Annotated in this window: 17 protein-coding genes; 11 read left to right on the top strand and 6 right to left on the bottom strand. The window is 71.3% G+C overall.

The window, feature by feature from the left end:
* Positions 1-18 precede the first annotated feature (18 nt).
* From OG202_RS11465 to OG202_RS11440, 6 genes are all read left to right on the top strand, one after another.
* Positions 19-1,179: a segregation and condensation protein A gene (locus tag OG202_RS11465; protein ID WP_328222675.1), complete on the top strand. Its 1,161-nt coding sequence runs from the start codon at positions 19-21 to the stop codon at positions 1,177-1,179.
* A complete protein-coding gene (gene scpB / locus OG202_RS11460; protein WP_328222673.1) occupies positions 1,176-1,832 on the top strand; it encodes an SMC-Scp complex subunit ScpB in 657 nt (218 codons plus the stop codon). The genes OG202_RS11465 and scpB overlap by 4 nt, the downstream gene beginning before the upstream one ends.
* Positions 1,832-2,953 (top strand): pseudouridine synthase, encoded by a 1,122-nt coding sequence (locus tag OG202_RS11455; RefSeq protein WP_327730393.1) that lies wholly within the window; start codon positions 1,832-1,834, stop codon positions 2,951-2,953. Before scpB ends, OG202_RS11455 begins: the two co-directional genes overlap by 1 nt.
* Before the next feature lie 180 nt (positions 2,954-3,133).
* Positions 3,134-3,859, top strand: a complete 726-nt coding sequence (locus tag OG202_RS11450) for an NUDIX hydrolase (protein ID WP_326583816.1) — start codon at positions 3,134-3,136, stop codon at positions 3,857-3,859.
* The gene (locus OG202_RS11445) at positions 3,859-4,881 is read left to right on the top strand and encodes an ADP-ribosylglycohydrolase family protein (RefSeq protein WP_327730394.1); all 1,023 of its coding nucleotides are present in this window, start codon (positions 3,859-3,861) and stop codon (positions 4,879-4,881) included. The genes OG202_RS11450 and OG202_RS11445 overlap by 1 nt, the downstream gene beginning before the upstream one ends.
* 3 nt (positions 4,882-4,884) lie before the next feature.
* Positions 4,885-5,646, top strand: coding sequence for a nucleotidyltransferase domain-containing protein (locus OG202_RS11440; protein ID WP_328222671.1), 762 nt, complete (start codon positions 4,885-4,887; stop codon positions 5,644-5,646).
* Here the strand turns inward: OG202_RS11440 and OG202_RS11435 are convergent.
* The 4 genes from OG202_RS11435 to OG202_RS11420 form a co-directional block, all read right to left on the bottom strand.
* Complete coding sequence (locus OG202_RS11435; RefSeq protein ID WP_328222670.1) at positions 5,563-6,396, bottom strand: nucleotidyltransferase domain-containing protein; 834 nt, start codon at positions 6,394-6,396, stop codon at positions 5,563-5,565. The genes OG202_RS11440 and OG202_RS11435 overlap by 84 nt on opposite strands.
* 22 nt (positions 6,397-6,418) lie before the next feature.
* Positions 6,419-6,865: a Rieske (2Fe-2S) protein gene (locus OG202_RS11430; RefSeq protein WP_326583820.1), complete on the bottom strand. Its 447-nt coding sequence runs from the start codon at positions 6,863-6,865 to the stop codon at positions 6,419-6,421.
* Positions 6,862-7,452, bottom strand: a complete 591-nt coding sequence (locus OG202_RS11425) for a DUF6529 family protein (RefSeq protein ID WP_326583821.1) — start codon at positions 7,450-7,452, stop codon at positions 6,862-6,864. The genes OG202_RS11430 and OG202_RS11425 overlap by 4 nt, the downstream gene beginning before the upstream one ends.
* Positions 7,453-7,620: 168 nt before the next feature.
* Entirely contained in the window at positions 7,621-8,277 is a 657-nt protein-coding gene (locus tag OG202_RS11420) for a hypothetical protein (RefSeq protein WP_328222669.1), read from the bottom strand.
* 299 nt (positions 8,278-8,576) lie between these two features.
* On the opposite strand from OG202_RS11420, the gene aroH reads away from it, so the two are divergent.
* The 5 genes from aroH (at position 8,577) to der (ending at position 13,276) form a co-directional block, all read left to right on the top strand.
* Positions 8,577-8,939 carry a chorismate mutase gene (gene aroH, locus OG202_RS11415; RefSeq protein ID WP_327730400.1) on the top strand — a complete coding sequence of 121 codons (363 nt, stop codon included), beginning with the start codon at positions 8,577-8,579 and terminating at the stop codon, positions 8,937-8,939.
* The gene (locus tag OG202_RS11410; protein ID WP_327730401.1) at positions 8,936-10,021 is read left to right on the top strand and encodes a prephenate dehydrogenase; all 1,086 of its coding nucleotides are present in this window, start codon (positions 8,936-8,938) and stop codon (positions 10,019-10,021) included. The genes aroH and OG202_RS11410 overlap by 4 nt, the downstream gene beginning before the upstream one ends.
* Before the next feature lie 316 nt (positions 10,022-10,337).
* Positions 10,338-11,015, top strand: a complete 678-nt coding sequence (gene cmk / locus OG202_RS11405; RefSeq protein WP_327730402.1) for a (d)CMP kinase — start codon at positions 10,338-10,340, stop codon at positions 11,013-11,015.
* On the top strand, positions 10,973-11,707 hold the full coding sequence (locus OG202_RS11400; protein WP_405893130.1) for a lysophospholipid acyltransferase family protein: 735 nt from the start codon (positions 10,973-10,975) through the stop codon (positions 11,705-11,707). Before cmk ends, OG202_RS11400 begins: the two co-directional genes overlap by 43 nt.
* Before the next feature lie 108 nt (positions 11,708-11,815).
* Positions 11,816-13,276 carry a ribosome biogenesis GTPase Der gene (gene der / locus OG202_RS11395; protein WP_326583827.1) on the top strand — a complete coding sequence of 487 codons (1,461 nt, stop codon included), beginning with the start codon at positions 11,816-11,818 and terminating at the stop codon, positions 13,274-13,276.
* A 113-nt stretch (positions 13,277-13,389) separates the two neighbouring features.
* On the opposite strand, the gene OG202_RS11390 is transcribed toward der, so the two are convergent.
* Together OG202_RS11390 and OG202_RS11385 are read right to left on the bottom strand one after the other, a co-directional pair.
* Positions 13,390-13,758 (bottom strand): hypothetical protein, encoded by a 369-nt coding sequence (locus tag OG202_RS11390; RefSeq protein ID WP_326583828.1) that lies wholly within the window; start codon positions 13,756-13,758, stop codon positions 13,390-13,392.
* A 229-nt stretch (positions 13,759-13,987) separates the two neighbouring features.
* Positions 13,988-14,758: a hypothetical protein gene (locus OG202_RS11385; RefSeq protein ID WP_326583829.1), complete on the bottom strand. Its 771-nt coding sequence runs from the start codon at positions 14,756-14,758 to the stop codon at positions 13,988-13,990.
* Positions 14,759-14,895: the final 137 nt, after the last annotated feature.

The raw sequence follows: 14,895 nt of genomic DNA, 5'->3' as shown, positions 1-14,895 counted from the left end.
AGGTAGCCTGCGGGGGTTATGACCTCGTATGACTCCTCTGCGGCGGCCTCCGGCGGTTCGGGCGGTCGTCGGCGTGCGCTGGGGAGAGGGCCGTCGGCTCCGCCGGTCGAGTCGGTCGAGTCGGTCGAGGGTGAGTCTCCGGCTGAGGAGCGTGTTCCGGTCGATGCCGGTGGGGCGTTGCGCCCACCGGTTCCGCCCTGCGGAACGCCTGCCCATGACGCCCGCGGGGGCGACGAGGAGCCGTCCGCTGTCGTTCCGGCCGAAGCCGAAGCCGAAGCCGAAGCCGAAGCCGAAGCCGAAGCCGAAGCCGAAGCCGAAGGTGTGCCGGACGGCTCGGGGCAGGCCGAAGCCGAAGACGCGGACGACGGGGTTTTCAAAGTCCGGCTCTCCAACTTCGAGGGGCCCTTCGATCTGCTGCTCCAGCTGATCTCGAAGCACAAGCTGGACGTCACCGAGGTCGCGCTGTCCAAGGTGACCGACGAGTTCATGGCGCACATCCGGGCGATGGGGTCGGACTGGGACCTCGACGAGACGACCGAGTTCCTCGTCGTGGCCGCGACGCTGCTGGATCTGAAGGCCGCGCGGCTGCTGCCCTCCGCCGAGGTCGAGGACGAGGGCGACCTCGCCCTCCTCGAAGCTCGGGATCTGCTGTTCGCCCGGCTGCTCCAGTACCGCGCGTACAAACAGATCGCGGAGATCTTCAACCGGCGGCTGGACGAGGAGGCGCGGCGGTATCCGCGGACCGTCGGGCTGGAGCCGCAGCATGCCGCACTGTTGCCCGAGGTGGTCATCAGCATCGGGGCGGAAGGGTTCGCCAAGCTCGCGGTGAAGGCGATGCAGCCGAAGCCGAAGCCCCAGGTCTACGTCGATCACATTCACGCGCCCCTCGTCAGCGTGCAGGAGCAGGCCCAGATCGTCGTCGCGCGGCTGCGGGAGCTCGGGGAGGCGTCCTTCCGGGTGCTCGTCGAGGACACCGACGACACGCTGACCGTCGTGGCCCGGTTCCTCGCGCTGCTGGAGCTCTATCGCGAGAAGGCCGTGACCCTCGACCAGGAGACCGCGCTCGGGGATCTGACCGTGCGCTGGACCGGTGGGGACGGGGACACGGAGCCCGTGGTCACCGACGAGTTCGACCGGCCGCCCGAGCCGCCGGAGCGGCCCAAGGAGGAGAAGGCGTGAGCGAGGAGAGAACCGAGACGCCCACGGGGCCGCGTACCGTCGCCGACCTCGACCTCAAGCCCGCGCTGGAGGCCGTCCTCATGGTCGTGGACGAGCCCGCGACGGTGGAGAACCTGAGCAAGATCCTGGAGCGGCCGAAGCGGCAGATCGCCAAGGCGCTCAGGGAACTGGCCGACGAGTACGCCGCGCAGGGGCGCGGCTTCGAGCTGCGGCTGATCGCCGGCGGGTGGCGGTACTACACCCGGCCCGAGTACGCCGCCGCCGTCGAGCGGTTCGTGCTCGACGGGCAGCAGGCCCGGCTCACCCAGGCCGCGCTGGAGACGCTGGCCGTGGTCGCGTACCGGCAGCCGGTGAGCCGGAGCAGGGTCTCGGCCGTACGAGGAGTCAACTGCGACGGGGTCATGCGCACCCTCCTCCAGCGTGGTCTGGTAGAGGAGGCGGGCGCGGAACCCGAAACAGGTGCGATCCTGTACAGGACGACGAACTACTTTCTGGAGCGGATGGGCCTGCGCGGCCTGGACGAGCTCCCGGAGCTCGCGCCCTTCCTCCCGGAGGCGGAGGCGATCGAGGCCGAGACGCTGGAAGGGGTCCCGTCGTTCGATCCGGATGCACCGGATGCAGATGCAGACGACACGACGACGACGGAACTTTGATGCGAAGCAGTGGCAGCGGCAGTGGCAGGAACAACGGGCGCGGCAACCCCCGGGGAAGCGGTGGGGGCGGCAACCCCCGCGGGACCGGTGGAAGCGGCTCCCAGCCGAAGGGCGGGGGAGGGCGCGACGACAGGCCGAAGCGCGAGGGCAAGCCCCGTCCCGAGGAGCGCCGCTACGACGTGGGCCCCGGCGCCACCCACGAAGGACCGAAGTCCGGGCGTGGCAACGCGGCCCGCGGCGGCGCCAAGGGCGGCCCCAAGCAGTCCCCGAACAGTGGGCGCGGCCGCTGGGCCCCGGCGACCTCGCGTGAGTACGACGCGCGGGCCGAGGAGCGCAACCGGGAGCGGTACGCGGGCAAGAAGGACGTCAAGCCGCCCAAGACCTTCCCGGGCGCCGAGCAGGAGGGCGAGCGGCTGCAGAAGATCCTCGCGCGCGCGGGCTACGGTTCCCGGCGGGCCTGCGAGGAGCTGATCGAGCAGGCGCGCGTCGAGGTCAACGGCGAGATCGTCCTGGAGCAGGGCAAGCGCGTCGACCCGGAGAAGGACGAGGTCAAGGTCGACGGGCTGACGGTCGCGACGCAGTCGTACCAGTTCTTCTCGTTGAACAAGCCGGCCGGTGTCGTGTCCACGATGGAGGACAACGAGGGCCGGCAGTGCCTCGGCGACTACGTGACCAACCGCGAGACGCGGCTCTTCCACGTCGGACGGCTCGACACCGAGACCGAGGGCGTCATCCTGCTCACCAACCACGGTGAGCTCGCGCACCGGCTGACCCACCCCAAGTACGGCGTGAAGAAGGTCTACCTCGCGCACATCGTGGGCCCGATCCCGCGCGACCTGGGCAAGCGCCTCAAGGACGGCATCCAGCTGGAGGACGGGTACGCGCGCGCGGACCACTTCCGGGTCGTCGAGCAGACCGGCAAGAACTACCTCGTCGAGGTGACCCTGCACGAGGGGCGCAAGCACATCGTGCGCCGGATGCTGGCGGAGGCCGGCTTCCCGGTCGACAAGCTGGTGCGCGTCGCCTTCGGGCCGATCACCCTCGGAGACCAGAAGTCGGGCTGGCTGCGCCGCCTGTCGAACACCGAGGTCGGCATGCTGATGCAGGAGGTCGACCTCTAGGGTCTCCGTCGCGTTCGAGCAGGGGCCGGTCCCGGGTTTGCCTTCGGGGCCGGCCCTTTGCCGTTCCCGGCGGCGTTCTTGGCCTTCCTTTCCCCGTAAAAGGGTTGTGCCCCGGCGCTCGCGCGTTTATGGTCGTTATGACTATTAGTCATGGTGACCATAAAAAAGGGGGCGACGGGCATGGCCTCACCCGAGGGCTACGACAAGTACGCCTACGAACCCTTCGCCGTCACCGTCGACCTGGCCGTCTTCACCGTCCGCGCGGGCACCCTGCAGGTGCTGCTCGTCGAGCGCGGGCATGAGCCGTACGCGGGGCGCTGGGCGCTGCCCGGCGGATTCGTGCTGCCGGACGAGTCCGCGGAGGAGGCCGCCTGGCGCGAACTCGCGGAGGAGACCGGTGTCACGGACGTGCCCGGCCTCCACCTGGAACAGCTGCGGACCTACAGCGAGCCGGGGAGGGATCCGCGGATGCGGGTCGTCACCGTCGCGTTCGCCGCGCTGTTCCCGGACCTGCCCGTCCCGCACGGCGGCGGTGACGCGGCCCAGGCCCAGTGGCTGCGGTTCAACGCCATCGGGCCGCTCGCCTTCGACCACGACCGCATCCTCGCCGACGCCCACGACCGCGTCGGCGCCAAGCTCGAGTACACCTGTCTCGCCACCTCCTTCTGTCCGCCCGAGTTCACGCTCGGCGAGTTGCAGCAGGTCTACGAGACCGTGTGGGGCACTCCGCTCGACCGGCCCAACTTCCGGCGCAAGGTGCTGGCCACGCCGGGCTTCGTCGAACAGGTGCCCGGCGCCGCCCGTCTGACCGGCGGTCGCGGCAAGCCCGCAGCGCTGTACCGCGCGGGTGGGGCCACCGCCCTGCACCCGCCGCTGTTGCGACCCACCACGGAAGGACGGCCCTGATGACCATGACGCTGCGTACGAAGCGCTCCGCCACCGGCTCCCTGATCGGACTCGCCCTCGGAGACGCCCTCGGCTTCCCGACGGAGTTCAACGACGTGCCCGCGATCCTCGCCAAGTGCGGCCCCTGGCGGAAGATGGAGCTGCCGAGGCCCGCGATCGTCACCGACGACACACAGATGACGCTGGCTCTGGCGCACGGGCTGCGGGCGGCCATGGACCGCGGGTCGCTGGGCGCCGAGGCGCTGGAGCGGGCCGTCCGCAAGGAGTTCGTGGACTGGTCCCGTTCCCCGGAGAACAACCGCGCCCCCGGCCGCACCTGCCTCGTCGCCTGTGACCTTCTCGCGGTCGAGCGCAACCCCTGGCAGTTCGCCAGCCAGATCGGCTCCAAGGGCTGCGGCGCCAACATGCGGGTCGCGCCCCTCGGCCTGATCGGCCCGCTCAGCGACGAACAGCGCGCGGGCGCCGCCCAGTTGCAGGCCGCCCTCACCCACGGCCACCCCACCGCCCTGGCCGCCTCCGACCTCACCGCCCACGCGATAAGGCTGCTCGCCCAGGGCACCGAACCGATGGGCCTGGTCGGCCTGCTGCGCTCCTACGCGTTCGAGAACCGCGCCCGCTACCACGCGCGCTGGCTCGGCGACCTGTGGACCTACAGCCATGACCCCTCACCCGAGCAGTACATCGCCCGGGGCTGGGACGAATGCCTGGAGGCCCTGGACCGTGTCCGGGACGCCCTGCGGCTCCCGTCGCCCGAGACGGACCCCTGCCTGGCCACGGGTGAGGGCTGGATCGCCGAGGAGGCCCTCGCCACCGGGCTGTTGTGCTTCCTGCTCTTCGTCGACGAGCCCGTCACCGCGCTGCGCCGCGCCGCCTGCACCTCGGGCGACTCGGACTCCATAGCCTGCCTCACCGGTGCCTTCGCGGGCGCCTACCACGGGCCGGACGCCTGGCCCGCGGAGTGGGCCGACCGGATCGAGTACCAGGGCGACCTCGTCTCGCTGGGAGCCCTCTGGGACGCTTGAGGGATGACCGACGCCCTCGACATCGACCTGGCCCCGGTGGTCGCCGAACAGCCCGACCTGCTGCTGTTCGCGACCGTCTCCGGAGCGCATCTGTACGGCTTCCCCTCGCGTGACTCGGACGTCGACCTGCGTGGTGTGCATCTGCTGCCCACGGCCGAACTGGTCGGGCTGGGCGAGCCGGAGGAGACCCGGTCGAAGATGTGGGACCGGGACGGTGTCGAGATGGACCTCGTCACGCACGACCTGCGCAAGTTCGCCCGGCTCATGCTGCGCCGCAACGGCTATGTGCTGGAGCAGCTGCTCTCCCCGCTCGTCGTGCACACGAGCGAGGCGCACCGCGAACTGATCGCGCTCGCCCCCGGTGTTATCACCCGCCAGCACGCCCACCACTACCGGGGCTTCGCCATCACCCAGTGGCGGCTCTTCGAGAAGACCGGTGAACTCAAGCCGCTGCTCTACACGTTCCGGGTGCTGCTCACCGGCATCCACCTGATGCGCAGCGGCGCGGTGCAGGCCCATCTGCCCACCCTGCTCCCGGAGATCGACGAGGCTCCCGCGTATCTGCCGGACCTCGTCGCGGCGAAGGCGGCGCGGGAGCACGGCAAGGCCGAGGTCGACCAGGAACGTGTGGCGGAGGACGTGGAGCGGCTGCAGGGGGTGCTGGACAAGGAGCAGGCCCTGTCAATGCTGCCGGAGAACCCGTCCGCGTACGACGCCCTGCACGACTTCGTCGTCCGGGTCCGTCTGGACGGCCTGAAGGCCTGAGGCGGCTTGATGGGCTGAGACGGTTTGAAGGTCTGAGGCGGCTTGATGGGCTGAGACGGTCTGAAGGGCCGACGCGCGCCGGGTCCGGACGACGAAGTCCTCGACGCGGGCCCGGTCCGGCTCCGGCGGCAGCGGGCTGCGGTGCGCCGCCTCCTCGGCCTCTGTGGCCAGCCGGGCCATCCAGGACTCGACCTGGGCCCACGGTACTTCGCCGCGCTTCACCGCCAGCAGGGGCTCGCGCTGGTCGCCCACGTCGACGATCAGCGTGCCCGTGCGCAGCAGGTCCCGGCAGCTCATCAGGAGGCGGAGCAGATGCATGGCGTGCTTCCAGCGGGGGGCGCCGTGCGTGCGGACGTCCGCGTCGAGCTTCTTGCGCTGGCCGAGGGCGTACCGGGCGAACGTCTCGTGGGCCTGCCGGGACAGGAACGCCCCGCGCAGGGCGAGCAGTTCACGGCCGGTGGCGTCGACGTGCTCCACCAAGGGGGAGTGCAGGCACTCCAGGATGTTGGGGTTGGCGCGCAGGGCCAGATGGCAGAAGCGCTCCAGTTCCCAGCCGAACTGCTCCTCCGCCGGCCCCTCCACGTGCGTCGGCGGCTTCTCGAAGCGCCAGAACAGCTCGGTGGGGGCCAGGAAGACCCCCCGCCGGTCCGTGTCGCTGTCGTCCGTCGCGAGACCGAAGGCCCGCGACCCCATCACACAGGCGTAGATCGTGTGGTCGCGGACCAGAGTGTGCGGGTGCGGGGGCTGCATGCCCGGGAGCGTACGGGGTGGCTCAGGCCAGCTGAATCGAATTTCCCGCGACCGTGATCTCCTCGGCGGGCAGCGGCTTGGTGGCAGGGCCCCGTGCCACCGCACCGTCCGCGATCTTGAACTGGCTGCCGTGGCAGGCGCAGTTGATCGTCTCGTCCGAGACGCTGCTGACGATGCAGCCCCGGTGTGTGCAGACCGCGGAGAAGGCCTTGAAGGCGCCTTCCTCGGGCTGGGTCACGACGACCTTCTGATCCTTGAAGATCTTGCCGCCGCCCACCGGGATGTCGGCCGTCCTCGCCAGTTCCTCGCCGACGCCCGTGCCGCCGTCCGTGCCGGCGTCCTCGGGCGAGGACTCCTGCGCGGTGTCGCCGCCGTTGTCGTCGCCGGATTCACCGCACCCCATGAGCAGCGCCGCCGTGCCCGCCGCGCCGGTGGCCAGGACCGTGCGCCGCGTGGAACCCATCGTCATGTCGTCACTCCGAACGTGCGGAAGAACCAGAAGGCGGAGGTCAGCCAGACGACCGTGAGAGCGGAGAACACGAGACCGCCGACGATCGGCAGGAGCCAGCCGGGGAGTCGCTCCGAGCGGAGCAGCAGCATCTTTGCACTGAAAACGCCAAAGAAGAAGCAACCCAGGAGGGAGTGCCACAAAACGCGCGATTCGTAGGTCTGGAAGCCGAGGGCGTACAGACAGTGCACGGCCACCGGCACCGCGCTCAGGAAGGCCGCCCGCCCCGACCAGCGGTGCAGCGCCCCCGCCCAACTCGGGCCCGGCAGCTTCCCGTACAGCATCAGCGCCGACGTCAGCTGCACGAGCGCGAAGCCGAACGACACCGTCGCCAGCCACGACTTCACCGCGCCCGTACTGCTGAAGCCCGCGAGGTTGAACACGGTGCCCGCAGGGTCGTGCACCTTGCCGTAGGCGCCGAGGCCGACGGCCACCGCGCAGGCCACGAGGGCCGGGATCAGATAGCGGGAGGCGCCGCCGGGGGCGCGGGCGGGGGTGGGGCGCGGGGACGGGAAGTCCTGGGTGGCGGCGTTCGGGTCGACGGTCATGAACTGCTCCCTGCCGTGAGCGGTTTCCGAGGGGAGTCATGGGCTTGCGGACTTTGCGGACTTTGCGGACTTTGCGGATCTTGCGGATCTTGCGGATCTTGCGGGCGCGGACGTTGCGGGCTCTGGGGCTCTGGGGCTTTGTGGACGCGGACGCGGACGCGGGGACGGTCACGGGGTGACGGGGCGGGCCGTGAGCCTCTCGCCGTCCACCGTCACCGCTCCGGTCCCGGGGTCGATCTCCGGGGCCGTCGAGGGCTTGCCGTCGCGTGTGAGGATGCCGACCTGGCGGCCGCCCGGGAGCACGATCCAGCCGCCGTCGACCTCGGCCCCGCGTACGTTGGCCGTTGCGCGGTACAGCCCCGAGGGCTTGACCGTACGGTCCGCGGTGAAGCCGTACTCCTGACCGCCGACGTCGACCGTGCCGCTGACGCTCCCGCCCTTCAGCGTGCCGTTCAGCTCGGCGCCGTCCTTGCTCGTCAGCTTCATGCCGCCGTCGTCCGCGACGTCGCCCTTGAGCCACGACTCCTTGTCACGTCCGTCGCAGAAGTAGGCGACCGCCTTGCCGTCGCGCAGCGTCACGGCGATCGCGGCGGAGTCGTCGTCGGTACGGCCCGCGTAGTCGGCGTCCGGCGGCGGGGTGGGTGTCGGGCTCGGCGACTTCGAGGTCTTCGTCGGCGACGGGCTCGGTGGCGCCGAGGAGGGCGGTGGGTCGTTCGTGGTGGAGGACGAGGTGGCACGAGTCCCGGTCGTCGCGTTGAGCGACAGCAGGACCAGGGCCAGCACCAGCCCGCCGAGAAGGGTGAGAAGTGGTCCGGAGCGCTTCATACGAGCCTCCCCCGAGGCGTGGCGCGGACGGCCTCCCCATGCGAGCGGACGCAGGGGACGGCCTCCCCATGCAAGCGGACGCAGGGGACGGCGTCCAGGGGCGTACGGAGGTGTTTCGCCCCAAGTGGCGGGACAGTGACGTTCGCGTGACCTTGTCATGATCTGCGACGGTGATCCGCCACCGGGGACGCCTCCCGGGCCGGCCGTCTCGGCAGGCGGGCGCCGCGCACCGGCCCGGGGCGGGCTGACTAGGCTGGTTGTACAGAGAGCCGGGATGTACATCAGCGAGGAGCAGAGCCGTGGCGGTACGAGCGGTCCGGGGCGCCGTCCAACTCGAGCGGGACGAGGCGGGGCACATGGACGAGCAGGTGGGCGAGCTGCTCACCGCGGTCCTGGAGCGCAACGGGCTCACTCCGGACGACCTGATCAGCATCTGGTTCACGGCCACGCCCGACCTGCACAGCGACTTCCCGGCCGCCGCGGCCCGCAAGCTCGGCATCGTCGACGTACCGCTGATCTGCGCGCAGGAGCTGGACATCGAGGGCGCCATGCCCAAGGTCGTACGGATCCTCGCGCACATCGAGTCCGACCGGCCACGCTCCGAGATCGCGCACGTCTACCTGGGCACCGCCGCCGCACTCCGCAAGGACATCGCCCAGTGAGAACGGCACTCGTCATCGGCACCGGGCTGATCGGCACCTCCGCCGCCCTCGCCCTGGCCCAGCGCGGGGTCACCGTCCACCTCACCGACCACGACCCCGAGCAGGCCCGTACGGCCGCCGCGCTCGGCGCCGGCACCGACGAGGCGCCCGAGGGCCCGGTGGACCTCGCGATCGTCGCGGCCCCGCCCGCGCACGTGGCCGTGACCCTCGCCGACGCCATGCGCCGGGGCCTCGCGCGCGGCTACCTGGACGTGGCCTCCGTCAAGGGCGGCCCGCGCCGGGAGCTGGAGGAGCTGGGCCTCGACCTCTCCGCCTACATCGGCTCGCATCCCATGTCGGGCCGTGAGAAGTCCGGCCCGCTGGCCGCCACCGGTGACCTCTTCGAGGGCCGGCCCTGGGTGCTCACCCCGACCCGGGACACCGACACGGAGGTCCTGAACCTGGCGCTGGAGCTGGTCTCGCACTGCCGGGCGGTCCCGGTGGTCATGGACGCGGACGCCCACGACCGGGCCGTCGCCCTGGTCTCGCACATGCCCCACCTCGTGTCCAGCCTCGTCGCCGCGCGGCTGGAGCACGCGGAGGAGTCGGCCGTACGGCTGTGCGGGCAGGGCATCCGGGACGTGACCCGGATCGCGGCCTCCGACCCGCGCATGTGGATCGACATCCTCTCCGCCAACCCCGGCCCGGTCGCCGACCTCCTCACCGACGTCTCGGCCGACCTCGACGAGACCGTGCAGGCCCTGCGCGCCCTCCAGGCCTCCGACGAGGCCAAGCGGCGCGAGGGCGTCACCGGCATCGAGGACGTCCTGCGCCGGGGCAATGCCGGTCAGGTCCGGGTCCCCGGCAAGCACGGGTCCGCTCCGCGGGCTTACGAGGTGGTGGCGGTGTTGATCGACGACCAGCCGGGCCAGCTGGCCCGTATCTTCGCCGACGCGGGGGCCGCCGGGATCAACATCGAGGACGTGCGCATCGAGCACGCCACCGGGCAGCAGGCCGGCTTGGTGCAGCTGTTGGTGGAGCCGAAGGCGGCGGTGGTGTTGACGGGGGCGTTGCGGGAGCGGGGCTGGGCGATTCGGCAGTAGGGGGCGGGAAGGGGCGGGTGCGCGGTATCGGGGGTGTGGGGGCCGTCGTGGTTTTCTCGCCCCCGCCGCCCCCACCCGTCCCATCCCCGGGGCTCCGCCCCGGGACCCCGCCGGGACCCCGCCGGGACCCCGCCGGGGGCTGCGCCCCCTGGTCCCCGCTTCGGCCTGAACGGCCTCTCCTCAAACGCCGGACGGGCTGGAGAGGTGGGGCCGGGCGGCTGGAGGGGCGGCCGGGCGGGCCACGCGCACCCAGTACCCTTGTGCGGGGCGTCTTCCGTCTCGCCCCACCACCTCGGACCAGGAAAGGTGCTCCCCAGTGGAACGCGCCACAGTGATCGTTGCCATCGACGGCCCCTCCGGCACGGGCAAGTCGAGCACCTCGAAGGCCGTGGCCGCGCAGCTCGGGCTGAGCTACCTGGACACGGGCGCCCAGTACCGTGCGATCACGTGGTGGATGGTCAACAACGGCATCGACATAGAGGACCCCACGGCGATCGCCGCCGTGGCCGGCAAGCCGGAGATCGTGTCGGGCACCGATCCGTCCGGGCCGACCATCACCGTCGACGGCACGGACGTCGCCGGGCCGATCCGTACCCAGGAGGTCACCTCCAAGGTCAGCGCGGTGAGCGCCGTACCGGAGGTGCGGGCCCGGATCACCGAGCTGCAGCGTTCCATCGCGTCGGGCGCCGAGGACGGCATCGTCGTCGAGGGCCGGGACATCGGCACGACCGTACTGCCGGACGCCGACCTGAAGATCTTCCTCACCGCCTCCCCGGAGGCCCGCGCCGCCCGCCGCAGCGGCGAGCTGAAGGGCGCCGACGTCCACACGACCCGCGAGGCGCTCCTCAAGCGGGACGCGGCCGACTCCAGCCGCAAGACCTCCCCGCTCGCCAAGGCGGACGACGCGGTCGAGGTGGACACCTCGGACCTCACCCTCCAGCAGGTCATCGAGTGCGTGGTCACCCTCGTCGAGGAGAAGCGGGCGGGGAAGTGAGCGAGGCCTCAGCGGGACGGACGCCCTCGGCGGGGACACCTTCGGCCGAGGCTCCTTCGCTGCGCGGTGCCGAGGTCGGCCGGCGCATCGGCGTCGGCCTGATGTACGGGCTGTGGAAGCCGCGCGTGCTGGGTGCCTGGCGGGTCCCCGTGGCCGGTCCGGTGATCCTCGCAGTCAACCACTCCCACAACATCGACGGCCCGATGGTCATGGGTGTGGCACCCCGCCCGACGCACTTCCTGATCAAGAAGGAGGCGTTCATCGGTCCCCTCGACCCGTTCCTGCTCGGCATCGGGCAGGTGAAGGTGGACCGTTCGACCGTCGACCGCACCGCCATCACCCAGGCGCTCGCCGTCCTGGCAGGCGGCGGTGTGCTGGGCATCTTCCCGGAGGGCACCCGGGGCGAGGGGGACTTCGCCTCACTGCGCGCCGGGCTCTCCTATTTCGCCGTGCGCGGCGCAGCGCCGATCGTTCCGGTCGCCGTACTGGGAAGCACGGAGCGGCGCGGACGGTTGATAAAGGGGCTGCCCCCGCTGCGCTCCCGCGTCGACGTCGTCTTCGGCGACCCGTTCGAGGCGGGCGACGGCAGCGGACGGCGTACGCGCAAGGCGCTCGACGAGGCGACCGTGCGCATCCAGAAGCAGCTCAACGCGCACTTGGATCATGCCCGGCGGCTCACCGGCCGCCGGTAAAACGCCGGGCGTCCGATCGGGCGCTGGGCGACACTCAGTAGTGGGGCAACCTGCCGACAGGCCGGGTGACCCACCGATCACCACGATGAACTACGAGGTACGGACTTCATGAACGACCAGTTTCCCTCCGAGCACGAGCACGGAGAGCTTGGCGACGCCGAGTACGCGGAGTTCATGGAGCTCGCCGCGGAAGAGGGCTTCGACATCGAGGCCGTCGAGGGCGCGATCGAGGAGGCGGGCCACGGCCCGCTGCCCGTTCTCGCCGTCGTGGGCCGCCCGAACGTCGGCAAGTCGACCCTCGTGAACCGCATCATCGGCCGCCGCGAGGCGGTCGTCGAGGACAAGCCCGGCGTCACCCGTGACCGCGTCACCTACGAGGCCGAGTGGGCGGGCCGCCGCTTCAAGCTCGTCGACACCGGCGGCTGGGAGCAGGACGTCCTCGGCATCGACGCCTCCGTCGCCGCCCAGGCCGAGTACGCCATCGACGCCGCCGACGCGGTCGTGTTCGTCGTCGACGCCAAGGTCGGCGTCACCGACACCGACGAGGCCGTCGTCCGGTTGCTCCGCAAGGCCAACAAGCCCGTGGTGCTGTGCGCCAACAAGGTCGACGGCCCGAGCGGCGAGGCCGACGCCACCGCCCTGTGGTCCCTCGGCATCGGCGAGCCGCACCCGGTCTCCTCGCTGCACGGCCGTGGCACCGGCGACATGCTGGACGCCGTCCTGGAGGCCCTGCCGGAGGCGCCCGAGCAGAGCTTCGGCACGGCCGTCGGCGGCCCCCGCCGCATCGCCCTGATCGGCCGCCCGAACGTCGGCAAGTCCTCCCTCCTCAACAAGGTGGCGAACGAGGATCGCGTCGTCGTCAACGAGATCGCGGGCACCACCCGTGACCCGGTCGACGAGCTGATCGAACTCGGCGGTGTCACCTGGAAGTTCGTCGACACGGCGGGCATCCGCAAGCGCGTCCACCTCCAGCAGGGCGCCGACTACTACGCCTCGCTGCGCACCGCCGCCGCCGTCGAGAAGGCGGAGGTGGCCGTCATCCTCATCGACGCCTCGGAGTCCATCTCGGTCCAGGACCAGCGCATCGTGACCATGGCCGTCGACGCGGGCCGCGCGCTGGTCATCGCCTACAACAAGTGGGACACCCTCGACGAGGAGCGCCGCTACTACCTGGAGCGGGAGATCGAGACCGAGTTCGGCCAGGTCGCCTGGGCGCCCCGGGTCAACGTCTCGGCGCGCACCGGCCGGCACATGGAGAAGCTGGTCCCCGCGATCGAGACGGCCCTCGCCGGCTGGGAGACCCGCGTCCCGACGGGCCGCCTGAACGCCTTCCTCGGCGAGCTGGTCGCCGCCCACCCGCACCCGATCCGGGGCGGCAAGCAGCCCCGCATCCTCTTCGGCACCCAGGCCGGCACCAAGCCCCCGCGTTTCGTCCTCTTCGCCTCCGGCTTCATCGAGGCGGGCTACCGCCGCTTCATCGAGCGCCGGCTGCGCGAGGAGTTCGGCTTCGAGGGCACCCCGATCCACATCTCGGTGCGGGTGCGCGAGAAGCGCGGCAAGAAGAAGTAGCGGCGGAGACGGCGGTACACGCGCATGAGGAGGGCGGCTCCCCGAAGGTCCGGTGACCTCGGGCAGCCGCCCTCCTCATGTGTCCCTGCGCGCCGCTTCGAGTCTCTTCGTGGTCAGAGACCCCGGCGCGGGTTCGGGGGCAGGGGGGACGGGATGTGGTGCATCCCCGTGTGGCCGGTGGGAATCCGCCCCACCGGCTGCCACACGGCCGTCGTCGTGGCCGTGTGACCGGGCTGGGTCTCGAGCTGGGTGGCGAGGTGCCCCGCCGCGTGCCGGGCGCCGTACGAGCCGGAGTTGTACGAGCCCGTACCGCGCTGTGAGCCCGAGCCGTGCGGGAGGTTCCCGAAACCGGTGAACCCCAGATCCTCCTCACCGTGCCGGTCACCCGGCAGGGACCGATAGGTCCTGACCCACTCCGCGTAGAGCATGTCGTAGATGGGTGTGGCCGATGGGCCGCCCGAAGGATCCTGAGCCGGCCGCATGGACGGGATCGACTGATAGGACTGGCGGCGGGGAACGTCATATGCGTGCACGTCTGTGCCAACGACCCCGCCCCGGAAGGGATGCGCTCCCTCAACCATTCAGCCTCCGGGGAGGGATCGTGCCCCGGAGGGGCGCGGGGAACCGCGCGACAGGCCCCACGAGGCCCGCGCCCACCTGACCAGCCGCGTCGCTACGGCGGGTTGTCACGGCGGCTCTCCGAGGGAGCGATCAGGTGCCGGCCAGCGGCAGGGTGGCGGCCACCAACTTCCCGTTCGCCGCGGCCCTGTCGAGCGCGTCCCGCAGCAGATCCTCCCGCGGTTGCCGGCCGATCGATCCCACCGGCGCCGCGAACATCAGCACCTGCTGATGTTTGTTCGCGGCCGCCCGCCACGGGTCGGCGACCTGCAGCGCCTGATGGGCCTGCCACCACGCGACCGGTGAACCACCGGAGGCGCCCGGCTGCAGGATGGCGTGCAGCTGCCCCATGGCGAGCAGGACGGACCAGCCGTGCAGCACGGGCGGTACGGAGTCGATCTGGGGGAGCGGCATGAAGCCCTGCTCGATGAGCAGGGGCAGGAAGTCGTCGCCCACGCCGGTGGTGCCCGGGCGCGCGATGGGGGCGGTCGGCTCCACGACCAGCGCCGGGTGCAACTCCCCGCTGAGCAGGATCAGTCCGCTGGTGACGCCGAGCACGGCCTGCTCGGGCGCGGCCTGGGCCGGGCTGTCCCCGGCGATGGAACGGGCGGCGCCCCGCAACTGCTCCTCGGTGACCTGGACGACCTGGGAGGGCAGACAGGTGGCGTGGGCGAACGCGAGCACGGCCGTCTCGTCGCCGACGAAGAGGACGGTGCTGGTGCGCTCCTGCTCGGAGTCGCCGGGGGTGCGGCACGACGTGCAGTCGTAGCCGCCGGGGGCGTTCTCTCCGGCGAGCAGCCGGTCGGCTTCTTCGTCGCCGATCTCGGCGCGTACCTCGTCGCTGACCTCGAGCATGCGCGGCACGGGTGGCTCCTCGGGATGCGGTGCGTGTCGGTGCCGGGTGACGTCCGGCCCATGAGCACGGAGGTTCCGGCTCATGAAGAAGACAACGGGTGATCTGTGGCCGGAGTCACGCCCGAAGACGAACGGAATCGAACCAA

Source organism: Streptomyces sp. NBC_00310 (genome assembly GCF_036208085.1).
GTDB lineage: Bacteria > Actinomycetota > Actinomycetes > Streptomycetales > Streptomycetaceae > Streptomyces.
Note: the sequence above shows the minus strand (reverse complement) of the source record. Positions and strands in the feature narration are given on the sequence as shown.

Bases quoted from the DNA above. Each gene is read 5' to 3' on its own strand.
- der (WP_326583827.1), top strand. From the start codon at position 11,816: ATGAACGACCAGTTTCCCTCCGAGCACGAGCACGGAGAGCTTGGCGAC.
- OG202_RS11435 (WP_328222670.1), bottom strand. From the start codon at position 6,396: ATGCAGCCCCCGCACCCGCACACTCTGGTCCGCGACCACACGATCTAC.
- OG202_RS11420 (WP_328222669.1), bottom strand. From the start codon at position 8,277: ATGAAGCGCTCCGGACCACTTCTCACCCTTCTCGGCGGGCTGGTGCTG.
- OG202_RS11440 (WP_328222671.1), top strand. From the start codon at position 4,885: ATGACCGACGCCCTCGACATCGACCTGGCCCCGGTGGTCGCCGAACAG.
- OG202_RS11450 (WP_326583816.1), top strand. From the start codon at position 3,134: ATGGCCTCACCCGAGGGCTACGACAAGTACGCCTACGAACCCTTCGCC.
- OG202_RS11425 (WP_326583821.1), bottom strand. From the start codon at position 7,452: ATGACCGTCGACCCGAACGCCGCCACCCAGGACTTCCCGTCCCCGCGC.
- OG202_RS11390 (WP_326583828.1), bottom strand. From the start codon at position 13,758: ATGCGGCCGGCTCAGGATCCTTCGGGCGGCCCATCGGCCACACCCATC.
- OG202_RS11465 (WP_328222675.1), top strand. From the start codon at position 19: ATGACCTCGTATGACTCCTCTGCGGCGGCCTCCGGCGGTTCGGGCGGT.
- OG202_RS11445 (WP_327730394.1), top strand. From the start codon at position 3,859: ATGACCATGACGCTGCGTACGAAGCGCTCCGCCACCGGCTCCCTGATC.
- OG202_RS11430 (WP_326583820.1), bottom strand. From the start codon at position 6,865: ATGACGATGGGTTCCACGCGGCGCACGGTCCTGGCCACCGGCGCGGCG.
- OG202_RS11455 (WP_327730393.1), top strand. From the start codon at position 1,832: ATGCGAAGCAGTGGCAGCGGCAGTGGCAGGAACAACGGGCGCGGCAAC.